The 13,876-nt window shown below is 50.9% G+C and carries 17 protein-coding genes; 15 read left to right on the plus strand and 2 right to left on the minus strand.

Going from position 1 to position 13,876, the window contains the following annotated elements; all coding sequences use genetic code 11:
• Positions 1–43 precede the first annotated feature (43 nt).
• The 9 genes from L1P09_RS07650 (at position 44) to L1P09_RS07690 (ending at position 5,291) form a co-directional block, all read left to right on the plus strand.
• Positions 44–319 carry a hypothetical protein gene (locus L1P09_RS07650; RefSeq protein ID WP_235768689.1) on the plus strand — a complete coding sequence of 92 codons (276 nt, stop codon included), beginning with the start codon at positions 44–46 and terminating at the stop codon, positions 317–319.
• Positions 316–837 (plus strand): hypothetical protein, encoded by a 522-nt coding sequence (locus tag L1P09_RS07655; RefSeq protein ID WP_235768690.1) that lies wholly within the window; start codon positions 316–318, stop codon positions 835–837. The genes L1P09_RS07650 and L1P09_RS07655 overlap by 4 nt, the downstream gene beginning before the upstream one ends.
• Positions 837–1,328, plus strand: a complete 492-nt coding sequence (locus tag L1P09_RS07660) for a lysozyme (protein ID WP_235768691.1) — start codon at positions 837–839, stop codon at positions 1,326–1,328. Before L1P09_RS07655 ends, L1P09_RS07660 begins: the two co-directional genes overlap by 1 nt.
• Positions 1,328–2,275, plus strand: coding sequence for a minor capsid protein (locus L1P09_RS07665; RefSeq protein ID WP_235768692.1), 948 nt, complete (start codon positions 1,328–1,330; stop codon positions 2,273–2,275). Before L1P09_RS07660 ends, L1P09_RS07665 begins: the two co-directional genes overlap by 1 nt.
• A 132-nt stretch (positions 2,276–2,407) precedes the next feature.
• Positions 2,408–2,770 carry a phage protein Gp36 family protein gene (locus tag L1P09_RS07670; RefSeq protein WP_235768693.1) on the plus strand — a complete coding sequence of 121 codons (363 nt, stop codon included), beginning with the start codon at positions 2,408–2,410 and terminating at the stop codon, positions 2,768–2,770.
• Positions 2,767–3,225, plus strand: coding sequence for a phage virion morphogenesis protein (locus L1P09_RS07675; RefSeq protein ID WP_235768694.1), 459 nt, complete (start codon positions 2,767–2,769; stop codon positions 3,223–3,225). The genes L1P09_RS07670 and L1P09_RS07675 overlap by 4 nt, the downstream gene beginning before the upstream one ends.
• Before the next feature lie 16 nt (positions 3,226–3,241).
• Complete coding sequence (locus tag L1P09_RS07680; RefSeq protein WP_235768695.1) at positions 3,242–3,676, plus strand: hypothetical protein; 435 nt, start codon at positions 3,242–3,244, stop codon at positions 3,674–3,676.
• Between the two features lie 36 nt (positions 3,677–3,712).
• On the plus strand, positions 3,713–4,465 hold the full coding sequence (locus tag L1P09_RS07685) for a phage tail tube protein (protein WP_235768696.1): 753 nt from the start codon (positions 3,713–3,715) through the stop codon (positions 4,463–4,465).
• Positions 4,466–4,535: 70 nt separating this feature from the next.
• The gene (locus L1P09_RS07690; protein ID WP_235768697.1) at positions 4,536–5,291 is read left to right on the plus strand and encodes a hypothetical protein; all 756 of its coding nucleotides are present in this window, start codon (positions 4,536–4,538) and stop codon (positions 5,289–5,291) included.
• Between the two features lie 40 nt (positions 5,292–5,331).
• On the opposite strand, the gene L1P09_RS07695 is transcribed toward L1P09_RS07690, so the two are convergent.
• On the minus strand, positions 5,332–5,652 hold the full coding sequence (locus tag L1P09_RS07695) for a hypothetical protein (protein ID WP_235768698.1): 321 nt from the start codon (positions 5,650–5,652) through the stop codon (positions 5,332–5,334).
• Positions 5,645–5,878 (minus strand): hypothetical protein, encoded by a 234-nt coding sequence (locus L1P09_RS07700; RefSeq protein WP_023661683.1) that lies wholly within the window; start codon positions 5,876–5,878, stop codon positions 5,645–5,647. Before L1P09_RS07700 ends, L1P09_RS07695 begins: the two co-directional genes overlap by 8 nt.
• Positions 5,879–6,078: 200 nt before the next feature.
• Between L1P09_RS07700 and L1P09_RS07705 the strand changes: the two genes are divergently transcribed.
• From L1P09_RS07705 to L1P09_RS07730, 6 genes are all read left to right on the plus strand, one after another.
• Entirely contained in the window at positions 6,079–6,486 is a 408-nt protein-coding gene (locus L1P09_RS07705) for a phage pre-tape measure protein (RefSeq protein WP_023661682.1), read from the plus strand.
• Between the two features lie 299 nt (positions 6,487–6,785).
• A complete protein-coding gene (locus tag L1P09_RS07710) occupies positions 6,786–9,581 on the plus strand; it encodes a coiled-coil domain-containing protein (RefSeq protein WP_235768699.1) in 2,796 nt (931 codons plus the stop codon).
• A gap of 36 nt (positions 9,582–9,617) precedes the next feature.
• Positions 9,618–10,490, plus strand: coding sequence for a hypothetical protein (locus L1P09_RS07715; RefSeq protein WP_235768700.1), 873 nt, complete (start codon positions 9,618–9,620; stop codon positions 10,488–10,490).
• Positions 10,490–11,440, plus strand: a complete 951-nt coding sequence (locus L1P09_RS07720; RefSeq protein WP_235768701.1) for a hypothetical protein — start codon at positions 10,490–10,492, stop codon at positions 11,438–11,440. Before L1P09_RS07715 ends, L1P09_RS07720 begins: the two co-directional genes overlap by 1 nt.
• On the plus strand, positions 11,433–13,118 hold the full coding sequence (locus L1P09_RS07725; protein WP_235768702.1) for a hypothetical protein: 1,686 nt from the start codon (positions 11,433–11,435) through the stop codon (positions 13,116–13,118). The genes L1P09_RS07720 and L1P09_RS07725 overlap by 8 nt, the downstream gene beginning before the upstream one ends.
• Entirely contained in the window at positions 13,075–13,875 is an 801-nt protein-coding gene (locus L1P09_RS07730) for a baseplate hub domain-containing protein (RefSeq protein ID WP_235768703.1), read from the plus strand. Before L1P09_RS07725 ends, L1P09_RS07730 begins: the two co-directional genes overlap by 44 nt.
• The last annotated feature ends 1 nt before the right edge of the window (position 13,876 follow it).

A 13,876-nucleotide genomic window follows, 5' to 3' on the forward strand; every position in this document is an offset into this window, starting at 1 on the left:
AAAGGGCTATAGAGCTCTTCTGGCGACTAATAAGAAGAATAAAATGTCAGCAAACCCTCCGGCGACAACAAACGCCAGCACCCTGGTTGTGTCCCTTTATGCCCTGATCCCCATTTTGTCGATGGTCGTGAGCGGGGTGCTTGCTTATTCAAGCCTAGACAAGAAAATTGAACTCACTGATCAACGCGTTGATGTCCTCAGCACGCAAATTCTATCTTATCAGATCGAGAGAAAAGAAGATTCGAAGCGAATTGAAGATAAACTCGACAAAATCAGTGCTCGTATCGACGCCCTTATCGTCAAGGGGGCGTCGAAATGATTGCGATGATTTCTGCGCTTTTTGGGTTCTTGGGGCCGTTTGTTCCCAAACTCTTTGATTACTTCCAGGCAAAGCAGGATCACGCTCAGGAAATCGAGATGATGAAGCTGCGAATGGAGTCTGCGGCTTCTGAGCATATGTGGCGCCTGGAAGAGATTAATGCCCAGGCCGATATCGCCGAAGCTGTTGCTGTGCACAAACCGGAGGAGAGCTACGCAGACAAGCTGATTTCCTCAGTCGGCGGTGGGACGTTACCGGCGTGGGTCAGGGCGTATGTTGCGCTTATTGGAGTGCATGTAGACTTCGTGATTCGGATGTGCCGCCCACTGATCACCTATGCGCTTGTGGGCTTTTACATGGGTTACAAGGTGGCCGTTTTTCACGCGCTTGAAGCTGCAGGTCTGCCGGGGTTCGAAGCGTTGAAGGGGAGCTGGACGGACTTTGACGAAGCGATGTTGGCCGCTGTGATTTCCTTTTGGTTCGGCGGGCGCGTGTTGCAGCGCTGGCGGTCGAAGTGATGGCCGTTTCGGTGGTGGAGCAGGCAGTAGGGATCGCAGCCAGGTTGGTCAGTCGTCCTGAGTTTGACGGGCTGCATGATCCAGATCCCAGGACGCCGCAAATCGAGCCTTACTACGATCCAGTGGGCCTACCAACAATTGGGTATGGCCATCTTTTGTCACGGACGCCCTGGGCACCGCTGAGCCAGTTTCCGGCCATCAATGTCGAGCGTGCAGAGGCGTTGCTCGGGGCCGATCTATTGAAGGCTGCTAACGCTGTGACCAGGTTGGTGAAAGTGCAGTTGAATGCCAACCAGCTCGCTGCTTTGATCGATTTTGTGTTCAACGCCGGGGCGGGGAATTTCGAGATATCGACGTTGCGCAGGGTCATTAATCGCGGAGACTTTGCGGCTGTGCCGGCGCAGCTGATGCGTTGGGTATATGCCAAAGGAATCAGACTTCCAGGGCTTGTGAAACGCCGTAGGGCAGAAGCTGAGCTATGGGTGGCCTAATGGCGAAGATCAGTCCAAAAAAAGCCATTGCTCGTCAGATCCAGCTAAGGGGGCAATACACCCGCATTGCCCGTGGAGCTGTCGCCCAGCTGTACCAGCTACGTGCGCAGGTGGCAGCGGAACTACAAGCTGACGTCCAGCGTGGAGCAATCCTTAGCGCTGTTAGGGTTGGAGCAAAACTAAAGCGAATCGACAGGGCAATCGGTGATCAGTATTCGGCCATGGAGCGGGATTTGGTCGACGAGCTGACGGAATTGTACAAGGCTCAAGCTGACTGGAATTCTGAGGCCCTGGAGGTTGATCTGGGTGGCGCGCAGACCTCCGAGGACTTTATTCGTAGTTTCATTGAAAGCGACCCGTTTGATGGCAAGTTGCTCCGGGAATGGGTTAGCGAGCAGAGCTTGGCTACGCAAAATGCGGTGAAGCGAGCTGTCAGGCTGGGCGTCGTGAATGGGTTGCCGGTTAGCAAGGTCGTCGATGCTGTGGTGTCAGATCCGGTCAATCCTTTCAACGCTTCGCGGCGGAATATCGAGATCCTCGTGCGGACGGCGGCGGCACACGTTACAGCCAATGCGGACATGCTGGGCTTCCAAGAGGCTGGAGTGGAGATGTACCAGCTGAGTGCGATTTTGGACACCCGCACAACGTTGACTTGCGCTTCGCTTAACGGGAAGAAATTCAGAGTCAACGACCCGAAGAAAAAGGTACCGCCATTTCACCCTGGCTGTCGCACGACCATGATTGCGATGTTTGATGATGACGATGAGCCGGTGCCGGACAGCTTTAACGACTTCCTCCAAGGCCTGGACGAGGAAGATCAGATCAAGGTGCTAGGGCAGACCCGGCACAGGATGTGGAAAAAGGGAATGCCGCTGGATGGGTTCGTAGACCAAGACAACGCACATGTGATCCCGCTGAATCAGTTGCAAGTCTTGCTGCCTTCCTAAAGGCGTTTTTCTTAGCCAAAATCTTAGCTCCACACCCTCAACCGGTACCTTTCCTTTTAAAAAGAAAATAGACCGTTGAGGGTAAAGACCAAGGCAAGGAACATAACAATAAAACTTTGGCTAAGAAAAACTATGTACGCTACCTTCGAAGAATACACCTCGGAATTCCGTAACGACCAAGTGCCCGATGACGGCGAAGCCAGGATTATCCGGGCCGTTGAAAAAGCCTCCCGCCTGGCAGACAGCTACATCCGTGCCGGTGGCCTCGACGCCCCAGTAACAGACGTGGGGGCGGTTGAGGACGTTAAGGGATTCGTGCTGGACATTAGTCGCTACTATCTTTGGGACGAAAATCCCAGCGATGAACAGCGCCGCAGGTTCGAAGACGCAATCCGCTGGTTTGAGGGCCTGGCCAGTGGCCGCAACCGCCTCCGCACTGCAAGCCAGGAATCCCGCAAGTCCGGGTTCCACAACGTAAGGCTAATCCGCTCGTGACTACCTCTGGCAGCCAGCCCATTACCCTGCAGGTCGACACCAGAGGCCTGGAGGAGCTTGTCCGTAAAGTCCGCCAGCTCGGCCCCAGCAACCCCCACGTCCGCCGAGGTCTTAACCAAATCGGCGTGCGCTGGATTGCTAAGGTCAAAATCTGCTTTCAGCGCAGCATTGACCCCTATGGCCAGCCATGGGCGCGCATTACCCATCGTCAGGGCCAGCCGCTCCTCGACACTGGCAGGCTACGCAACAGCGTCAAGCACAACGTGCGTGGAACAAACCTGGAGCTGGCAAGCAACTTAGTATATGCGGACAACCACCAATACGGCATTACTGTAAAGCAGCGGAGATACCTCCCCGACAAATCTGGCCTACCCAGGCAATGGCTTGAGGAATACCAAACTATCCTACTCCAGAATATTGAAAACGCCCTTGCCACCTCAGCGCCAGTGTTATAATAAAAACAAAAACTTTATGTCCATTACTCAAACCCTAGAAGACTACAAAGCCCTAATCGAATCTTTGCCATCAAAGCCAAAGGTCGATCTATTTTCTGGCACTGTTGTTGAGGATACCCTTAAGAATATTACGCTGGATGGTAAGCAGTGTTATGTGCTTCTGGCCTGTGGTGGCGGGCCAATTGTCAGCGAAAAACCAGCAATGGTTTGCGACGCAGTGTTCGGGGCTTTCGTCATTGCTCGTTCCGACCAGGATACGAAGGGGGTATCTCGGCAGGCCATGAATATGGGTGTTGAGATTTCCAGGCTGTTGAAGAAGTACCGTGGTAACTCTGGTAGCAACCCAAATCTGCCAAAGATCCAGTCATTCGAAGAGCTATTGTCCGGGTTTAAGGGAAATAATTTTAGCGCTTGGCAGCTTTCATGGACTCATTTTGTTAGTTTTGACTGAACGAAATCTGATAAAAATAAGAATAAAGGTGATTAAATGTCTGTAAATGTAAAAGATACTAGCATCGGCTGGATCGGCAACGGTGCCATTCTAGTTGCTATTTTGGATGATAATGATGAACCTACAGGCGGCTTTACCGCAGTTGCCCACTCATCTTCTGCTGTTTTGGCGCTGACGAGTGACAAGGTTGAGATGCAGGACACCACGTACGGAACGCTGTCCACCGCGAAAAGCAAGGTCATTAAAAACACTGGCGAGCTGACGATCAACGCCAAGGACTTTAACCCTGAGCTTATGCGCCTGGCCTTGTTCGGAACCTTGACCAAAGATGCTGCAATGGCTTCCAAGGTCTGGACTGGAAAGGCATATCTTGGTAAGAGTGTCGTTGTGCCTGGAGTTATCGCTTCCGTGACCTCCATTACCGTTGCTGGCGAGCCGCTTGATGAGGGCCTGTACCGTGTTTCTGGGGGCTCGATCGAATTCGATGAGGGTGCTGGTTTCGAGGATGGTGCCGCCGCAGAGGTCACCTACGCTTCGAAAGCGACCACGCGCCTGGAAGGCCTAGTAAACAGTGGCATCAACGTCCAAATCGTGTTCGACGGGTGTAACCTTGCCGAGGACGATAGGGAGGTGAAGGTCACTTACCACAAAGTCAGCCTAAGCCCAGCGGCCCAGCGTCAGCTTATAACCTCGGACTACGGCGAACAGGAAATTAAGGGCACTTTGCTTGCATCCAAAGCAGTTAGCGGCAGTGGTCTATCAAAGCTGTTTAAGGAAGAGTACGCGTAGCGCTCAGTAAGGTCGGTCAGTGACCGGCTTTTTTGGTAGCATAGTAGCCATCACATAGGACGAGGTAATCATGGCTGCGCGAGCTGATTTTGAGGTGATGCTGAACGGTGACTCCCAAGACTTGAGAGAGCTCAGCGAACGGGTAGGTTCTACAGAGTATTTTCACATTTGGGGCGGTGTTGATCATTGGAACGACTGTCCGAGCGACTACTTCAGCTTCAATTCAATCTACTTTGAAGGGGAGGATGACGAGAATTTGATCTGGCAGATCTCATACGAGTTGGCTAGCCTTTTCAACGGCGCATCGAAGCTGTTCTGGAGGGACGCAAGACCGCTCACGATTCACAAGATCCTCCTCGAAGGGAAACCGCTTGACTGGCGTGAGCCAATGATGCCCCTTAGTCTCCTGCGACGCCCGGCGATCAGTCCGTATAAGTGGAATGAAGAGATGAAAAAAGCTCTTCAAATGTCTGCCAGACTTGGGTTGATGATCCTTGCCACTGAAAATGAAGACGTCTATATGCTCCTTAAGCAATTCGAGCTGGACAACAGCTGGGTAGGCTACTATCGACTTATGGAGACTATCGACTCGCATGCGAGGGTGAAGAAAATCACTATCGGCGAAGACAAGAAAGAGCGGGAAAGCTTTACGTTCACTGCAAACAACTATTCTCTTACTGGATTTGACTCTAGGCACGGATTCAAAGACAAGGTGAAGGCCAGCAAACTGCCAGTGATGAAAATCGACCAAGCGCACGCTTTTGTGGCAAAAATGTGTAAGTCATATCTTCAACAGGCATACCCGCAGTTCTTCAAATTCGCATAAAATAAGCCGGCCTCCTGGGCCGGTTCTCGCCGCCTCTTGGTTAGTGGTTGTACTTGTACCACACCTGACGTGCCGCTGCAGTTCTCCAGCGTTTTTCATAGCTTCTGATGTCTGGAAAATCCTGGTCGAGATAGGCCTCCGCCAGAAAGCTGAACGAATCGACGCAACCCATGCTCGTCAGATCATCCAGGCAATTCCGCTCAATGAAATCGGCAAGCTCATCAATCTTTTTGCGCTCAAAAGCCGGATCATTGCGCTGAGCGATCATTCGCTTGCATGTGTATTCCATGACTTCTCGCAGAGACATCGCACTCATTTGTGCATCTGAAAGCGAGGGTAGATCGGTGCGTGCATCAAACATGCTCATTCTCCTCGTCAATGGCCAATGACCTGTATTCTTGGATGGCCTCTTCGACGACCCATTCCATTTCTGGGGTAATGATCAGATCAGACCCAATCGCGCCTTCAACCTCTTTTCGAAATTCGACGAAGTTGTATGCAGTGGAGCTCTTGGCAATCTCACGGGCGGCTGCGCGGATCTCGTCCTTCGTTGCGATCAGCTCTGGGTCGTATTCGATATCGTTCATGCTGTCTATCTCTCTTATTGTGCTGCCATAGTTCAAATATCACACATGAGCTCTACTCGGATCTAGTATGCAGTTGCGCTATTTTTAGGTATACACCGAAAATATTTCCACCTGGTTTTTGACGTCAAAGCGCGTTTGGCCCACAGGGGTTGCACGGGGCGGTATAATGGAAAAAAGCCACATAATAATAAGAAGAAAGCATGGCACTCTCAGATCTCGTGATTCCCTCGCGTCCGATTACCATTACTCAAGCCTCTGCAGAAAAGCCTGAGGTCACCATTGATGTGTTCGGCCTTAATACTGAAGATTTCATCTATCTTGTCGATGGCTATCGTGACGCCCTGGCTGCGATTTTCCTTCGCAACGTGAAAGAGTCTCTTGCTGATCCTGACGTGTCTAAAGAGATTCTGATGAGCTTTCCGGGGTTTGCAGCTGCTTGTGTTGCATGCGCCTGTAAACAACGTGCTGCTGAAGAATACGTGCGCAACCTACCATTTCCTATCCAGATCGAATTGCTTGCCACTGTTTTTTCGCTGACGTTCCCGGATGGTCTAAAAAAAAGCCTGGGAAAGCTACTGCCGACGATCTTACCGCTGCTGAGAAAGTAAAACAGTTTGAGGCGGCAAGAAAACAATCCAAGGCAACTGAACAAGATCCACAGCAGTTTGCGCTTGTCTTAATCGAATGCTGTGAGCTGCTGATCGCGAATGGTCATGCTGGCCTTAATCCTTACCAGTACTCAATTAAGCGCCTTCTACACCTAGTGGGTATTCATAAAGAACGCCTACGCGATCAGCTTATGACTTGGATCATCGCTGATCACATGTCTCGTATTGCTATTGCCACTGGTGATGGCAAAGAGTTCAAAAATCTGATCGACCAACTTAGCCAAAAAGAAGAATAAGAAATGGCAGGCTCTACAATCATTCAGCTCGTCCTGCGCGCAAGAGATGAGATGTCTAATGCGCTCAATGGTGCTGCCGGAAAGGTAGCAGGACTTATCGCAGCGTTTGCTGGTGCCAGTGCCATTAAGGAAACGGTCAGCCAGCTCACAGAGCTCGATGTAGCCTCCAAACGACTGCAGGTTAGCGTTGAGGATCTGACTGCTGCGCAGTACGCAGCCTTCAAGACCTCTGGTGTAGGGGCCGAGCAATTCGTCGATGCCTTGGAAGAAGTCCGAATCAAGATCGAGGAGATGAATTCGATTCAATCGGGAGGCGCTATCGATTTTTTCCAAATCATGAAGACCTCCAGCGCTGAGTTTATGAAGCTCAATCCCCTGGAGCAGTTACAGAAGATTTCGGATGTCATGAAGGGAATGTCTTCGAGTGCCCAGTTTACATTTTTGGATCAAATCGGCTCCGATAACCTGCGCAACCTGCTGCCCTTGCTGGAAGATGGTTCTGGCAAATTCAAGGAGCTAATGGCCCAGGCCAGAGCAGCTGGTTACACGCTAAACAGCCTAGACACCAAGAACGTTGAGCAGCTCAACCGAACCTTTAATGAGTTGTCCATTTCAATCTCCACCGGCTTCAAAAAGTCCGTAGCCGATGCTGCCCCGGAGTTTACAGCGCTTGTTCAAATGATGCTCCAGGGCACCACTGACGCTAAAACTGGTGTCGATGATCTTGGCACTTCGGGCCGCGAGCAATTTCGCGGAATCGTGTACGCGGCTGGTCAGGCTTTCGCTGCATTCGGGCGTGCTGGTGATGCGATCTACACGATCTTCTTTGCCATTGCTAAGGGCGCGACAGATACAGCCACGGTCTTCGCTCTGGGCTTCGACCAGATCCTCACGTACTTGAGCAAATTCGTAAGTAGCTTCGTGAGCTTCTACAGGCGCGCCTTCGCCGATGTCCTTACCCTAGTCGGCAACTCGTTCGTTCCGGGTATCCAATCACTGCTAAACAAAATCCCCGGCAGCCTCGCAAGCACCATGTCGTCGTCCCTGGACACCGTTTGGAGCTACATCAACGATTCGGTCGCCGACCTGAACAAACCGATCACCCTGAACCTGGGCGGCGGCATCTTCAAAGACTTCGCTGCTCAGGCTGGTAGGGCATCCCAGACCCTCGACAAGTTAGGGCAGGAGGCGGTGAAGGCCACCCTTACAGGTGTTGGTGGGATCAGCGGTGCTATCTCCACTGCAACCGACAAATTGCTCGATGCAGGCGCTGCCATCGAAGCTCAGAACAAGTCGCTGGTGGATCAGGATGCGGCTCGCGCAAAGCTGGGCATCGGCAGAGGCGGCGACGCCAAAAACGCACTAACAAATACGCAAACAGCGGCAACCCTTGCCGCCACTCAGGCCAAGCTCCAAGCCGACCTGGCAAAGATGGAAATCGACAAATCCATCGAAACCATCCAGACCCGCCAACAGCTCGAAAACAAAGCCCTGGACGCCCGCGCAACAACCGAAAAACTGACCGCCACCGAGATCGCAGATCAACGTCTGGCGATAGATTTGAAAGCAAACCGGGAGATCAGCGATCAGCGCAAAGCGAGCCTGGGCGAAGACATCAAGGTGCTGCAGGCGCAGTTGGCTGCTCAGAAAAAAGTATTGGGGCAGTCGACGATTGATTCGGAGCGCGGGACTGCCCTGGGTGCAATTGCTGATCTTGAAGCGCAGATCGCGGTGAAGCGCCAGGAACAGCTGAATTTGACCTCTGCTCTGGCGAACCAGGAGGCGTTGCTGAAGGCCGATCGCGCTTCGGCCCTGGCCGACTCGAAAGCTCAAGTTGAGGCAATCAAGGAGCAACTGCAGGTCGATCTGCTGCGCATCCGGGGCTCTGACTACAAAGCTGATTTGCTTGAGATTGAGCGCGAGTTTGCTGACACAAAGCGCATCCTGGAAGCCATGGGCGAAGACTCAACGGCTGCTGCTGACCTCGTTGCTGCGAAGAAAGCCAAGGCCGAGTTGGATGAGATTGACCGGCAGTATGCTGCACTGAAGCGGAAGCTTGAGAACAACCAGATCAGCTCCAAGGATTACTTGAGTCAAGTAAATGCCCTGGGTGAGCGGGGGCAAAAGGCGGCAGAGGTCACTGGCAACCAGGAAGATGTTGATCGGACGAAGGACTCACTGGAGTCAGCCAAATCTGAGGTTTTCAGCTTTCAAAAAACTTGGAAAGACCTGCAGGGGAGCATGTCCAGCGGTCTCGGTGACGCATTTACCTCGATCATCAACGGCTCCAAAAGCGCCCAGGAAGCTTTCGCTGATATGGGGGCAGCGATGATTTCCACAATCCTGCAGGTTATCGCGCAGCTTATGGTGCAATACGCAATACAAAGCATGCTGGGAACGTTCAGCGGCGGGGCGAGCACGGCTGTTGGGGCAATTATGGGGGGCGTCAAACATGACGGAGGGTTGATCGGTGCAGCAGGTGGCCGCAGCAGGTCGGTACCGGGATGGATGTTCGGCGGTGCTATGCGCTACCACACGGGTGGGGTAGTGGGCCTCAAACCAAACGAAGTACCGATAATCGCCGAACGAGGGGAGGAAATGCTGACAGCTAATGACCCCCGGCATCGCAACAACATCGGCAAAGAATCTGGTGGTAGCACTGCCGGCCCTCAGCCACGCGTCACAATTAACAACGTGATTGATGCGCCAAGTATTGCCAGTGCGTTGGAAGGCGCTGATGGGGAGCGCGTGATAATGAACCACATTCGCGCAAATCGGGCCGAAATCAAATCAATGTAAATGCTATAATAATAAAAAGCCCAGTATAAGAAAAATATGGCTATCTACACTTTTACCGCAACCGATCAAAACGATTTTGTTAGCAAACTTCTTTCGCATGCCGTGGGGGAAGGGTGGACGCTTGTGCGGGATAACGCCACGGAAAAGGTGCTAAAGATCCCTGCAGTGGGCTACCTAGCCTTGCTCATTTCCGGCGCGAATGTGGAGTTCCAGGCGTTTAGGTTGTACGACGCCGGGCGGGCTATCAGAGATCAGGTTGGGGCATTGCCGACACCGGGAGGTGGGCTGCAACTGCCACGGGTGCCACTGCACAATCAGCCGTTTTTTGTCTGGTTGTCAGTGTCGGAAAGACGGCTGGCTGGGGTGTGCCGGATTTCCAACGCATACCACTCGTTTTACGCAGGCTTGCTGCTCCCATTCGCTCCAACAGATCAGTATCCGTTCCCTTGTTACGTTGGCTGCTCTGGGGATGCCGATACATGGTCTTCGACAACTCAGGCCACATCTGCATATCCGTTTTACGGTGGGCAGAATCGGCCAGGTCGTGTGTGTTTGCCTGGTGGTGGGTGGCAACAGGTAGCCCGAGCTGACACAGGGGACTCTCTCGATTTTCGACCCTCCTATATTTATGAACTGGCCTATGTTTGGCCATTCGATGGCGGCATAGCAAACCTAGGGAAAAACCTGGATGGCGAGCACGAAATTTACAACGCCATGATCGTTTCATCGACGCCGTCAGTAGGCTTAGCGCCCGACGACGGAATGTGGCTAGGGTACCTGGACGGTATTTTTGCCTGCAGCAATGTAGGGGCGTCCGCCGAATCAGTTATTACCATAGATTCCATTCAATATCTGCTGGTGCCAAACGTATTTCGTGGCTCACAGTACTACGCTTTTAGGCTGAATTAATGAAATATCAAACAGGTTCGTACTCGTCCTCGGAAAACCTTCTCCAGGTATTGAGAGATAAGCTTATCGTCGAAGGATGGACTGTTGATCTGCACGACTATGTCGATTCAGCGGATACAAGCTTCGGAAAGCGCCTGCATATCCAGAAAGACGGTATGTATTTCAGCCTTAGAAATTTTGACGACTACAATCCAGCGTTTGACTACAAAGCGACTGGGTTTGGTAAAAGTGGAATCGATGTGCGGGCAAACGATGGCTTTAGCGCTTCGGCAAGGTGGTATGAACAGCCGGGAACTCCATTTGTCCGGATGTATGCGCAGACTGGAACGTCAGGCGTGTATCACTTGTTTACTGGCGCGGCGAAAGTTTTGCTGATTGTTGAGTACGAAACTGAACGTTACAGTCATATTGCTTTCGGGGCTATGGACACCATTGCTGCGAATACAGGTGGCCAGTTTCTGACTGGGGCAAGTGGCACTTTTGAAAATAGTTGGAATATTCCCTTCGATACAAGTACTACTACGACAGCGTGCAAGGTAAAAAAGTCTGATTATAGCGGATGGATTACAGGGTTTGCTTATCCTGGTGATTCTAGCCAAGGGCTTTGCAGTAGCTTTAATTCCAATAGTGCAATTAGGATTCCAAATTTTGCGCCAGGAAGCCCGACGACTGTTGGCGATATTGGTAGTTCTGCGCGTAGTTCGAATCGTCTCAATGGACTGTCTGCTCTGATGCCGATCTACACGTATGTCAAAAACGAAGGTGCTTACAGTCCATATGCCGAATTTGATGACCTGTACTTTATCAATTGCGACTTGATGACTCCGGAGCAATCCTATGTTGTTGGCGATAGAGCGTTTAAGATCTTCCCGTTTTTTGGAAAGCAAGTGCCCTCAGTACCGATTCAACCACTCTTCAACCTAGGATTTGCGGTGGAAGTCGATGTCTAAGGTAGCTCCAGGGTTTGAATTTATTCGCGGGCATGGTAGTTACTGTGGTTACGATTTAGATCTGCAGCCTGCACCTGTGCTAGTTCATAATAGATTGGGTGGTGCGTATGCCTATATCGGGTATTCAAACCTGGATTTGCACTGGGATGGGCATGATGCTATTACATGGGGTGGCATGTTTTTTGATAATGTATTTGTCACGCCAGCCGTTATTGATGCTGGGCAGATATCGTCGGATGAGACATTCGAATTTGCAGTTTGGCACTCCTATCGCTCATCGATCGCGTTGTCAGGCGTGAGCGAATTCGGTGTCGAAGGCGTGGACTTGATCGGTCAAAAGTCGGGGTCATTATTGTCCTTCGAGGCCTCGTCGTACGAAGTTTTTCTTAGCCAAAGTACTACAGATGTTAATTACCGGGCATCGTTCGATTTCGGTGTGGCGGGCTCTTACGATTTTGCACTTACAGCTTCCAGGGCGATTGTTCTGAATTTTGGTATCGATTGGTCTGTGCCACCAGAAATAAAACACTCCTACTTAACTGAGGTAATTGAATCTTACGATGGAACAGAGCAGCGAATTTCCCTGCGCGATAAGCCAAGGATGTCTGCAACTTATCAATACGGGTTGACGGATGCTGAGCAGTACCTCTTTGGAAACCTGGTGGGTAATTTTTCTGGAAAATATCTGGTTCCGCTGTGGCCATTTCAGACCACTGTTTCAACGCCATTACTAGCTGGCCAGAGCTCAATTGCTGTTGATTCCATCAATAACTACATTCGTTCTGCAAGCAAAGTAATGATCATAGAGGGGGATGTGTGGGAAACATTGGATGTAGCAGGAACGTCGGAGCTGTTGATCTCTTTTGATACTTTGGCTAAGAAAAACTTTTCGTCCGCAGCACGACTAGTGCCTGTAGAGCAGGCATTGATCGGCGAGGACACCAGTTCGGTTGTGCACGGAATGGATGTCGAGATCACAACTGCAACGTTTGACTTCGACGAGGTTGAGTATAGTAAGCCTATTGCCTGCGATGACTTCGCAATGTTCAACGGTCGCCGTGTTTTAGATATGCGCCCGGATCGATCCCAGGATGTTTCTATCCGTTATCTGAAACTAAGAGAAACGTTTGATCCGAATATTGGTAAGCGCTACACCCATAATCGCCAACAAGGAGCTATTAAGTTTCTCCAACTTGGATGGCGATTCTTCAACGAACTTGATCGTATGCGATTCGAAGATTTCGCGGAGCTGGAACGTGGAGGGCAGGGAGAGTTTTATGTCGAAAGCCCCCTCGTTGGTCTTGAGTTAAGTAAGGATGTTGAGGCAGCTGCACTGCAGATTGTAGTAAAGAAAGCCAACTACAAAAACTTTTTGCGCTCAAAGGCATTTGCCCCGGCAATAGCAATTAAATTGTATAATGGTACTAGACTGTATCGAAGCGTTTTGAATGCAGGTGATGGACTGGATGGTACCGAGGTCATTGATCTAGCTGAGCCAGTATCGGGGATTGCGATAGCTGACGTAGAATACATTGCCCCACTGTTCCTTGGTCGATTTGAGTCAGATGAGTTTAATTACGTCTTCGATACCACAGTCGACAGTACTATAACAAAAATAATAAGGCAGTTGATAAATGCTGACCCTGAAATCGATCGAACGATCCCTGTCGCTGAATAAGCCGGTCGAGCTATACTTTTTCGAGTTCGGCTCGACCTACTATGCTTATACGTCTGGTACCAAACAGCATCTGCACACGGACGGAATAGTCTACCAACCCCTGGCTCTTAAACGCTCAAAGGTTCAGCGGACATCAGAAGATTACAAGAATAAGCTTGATATTGATATGCCTGGGGATTCGGCAATTCCGCTGTTATTCCGGTCACAATTACCGTCAAGGCACGTAACGCTGAAAGTATTCCGCTCGCAGCGAGACAACCCTAAGCTATTTGTTAATGTGTTTGCCGGGGAAGTAAGTTCCGTGACATGGAATAACTCTGTAGCAACAGTCCAGTGCAATCCATCCAGCGCCTTGCTGCGACGCCAGGTACTTAGATTTGGTTACCAGGCCCAGTGCAATCATCATCTCTATGACGATCTGTGTGGCCTTGATATTGCCAATTATCAAGAAACACAGACGGTTATAAAGGTCGAAGATGGTGGAAGGGTTGTGTATCTTTCAGGATTCAATAATGCTGCAGATTACTACCTAGCTGGCCTACTGTCGTTCGATGAAGCTGACTTTCGAATGATTACAGGTGTTGATGCGTCAACTGGGTATGTTCAACTAATCTCCGGCATCGACTCCCTTGCCCCTGGCGACAAAGTAAAACTAGCAAAGGGCTGTAACCGTTCTGCACAGGCGTGCCATTCTTTCGGGAATTTCGAAAACTTCTACGGCTGCTTGACTATTCCCGACGAAAATCCTTTCGCATAAT

Source organism: Pseudomonas juntendi, assembly GCF_021560075.1.
Classification (GTDB): domain Bacteria; phylum Pseudomonadota; class Gammaproteobacteria; order Pseudomonadales; family Pseudomonadaceae; genus Aquipseudomonas; species Aquipseudomonas juntendi.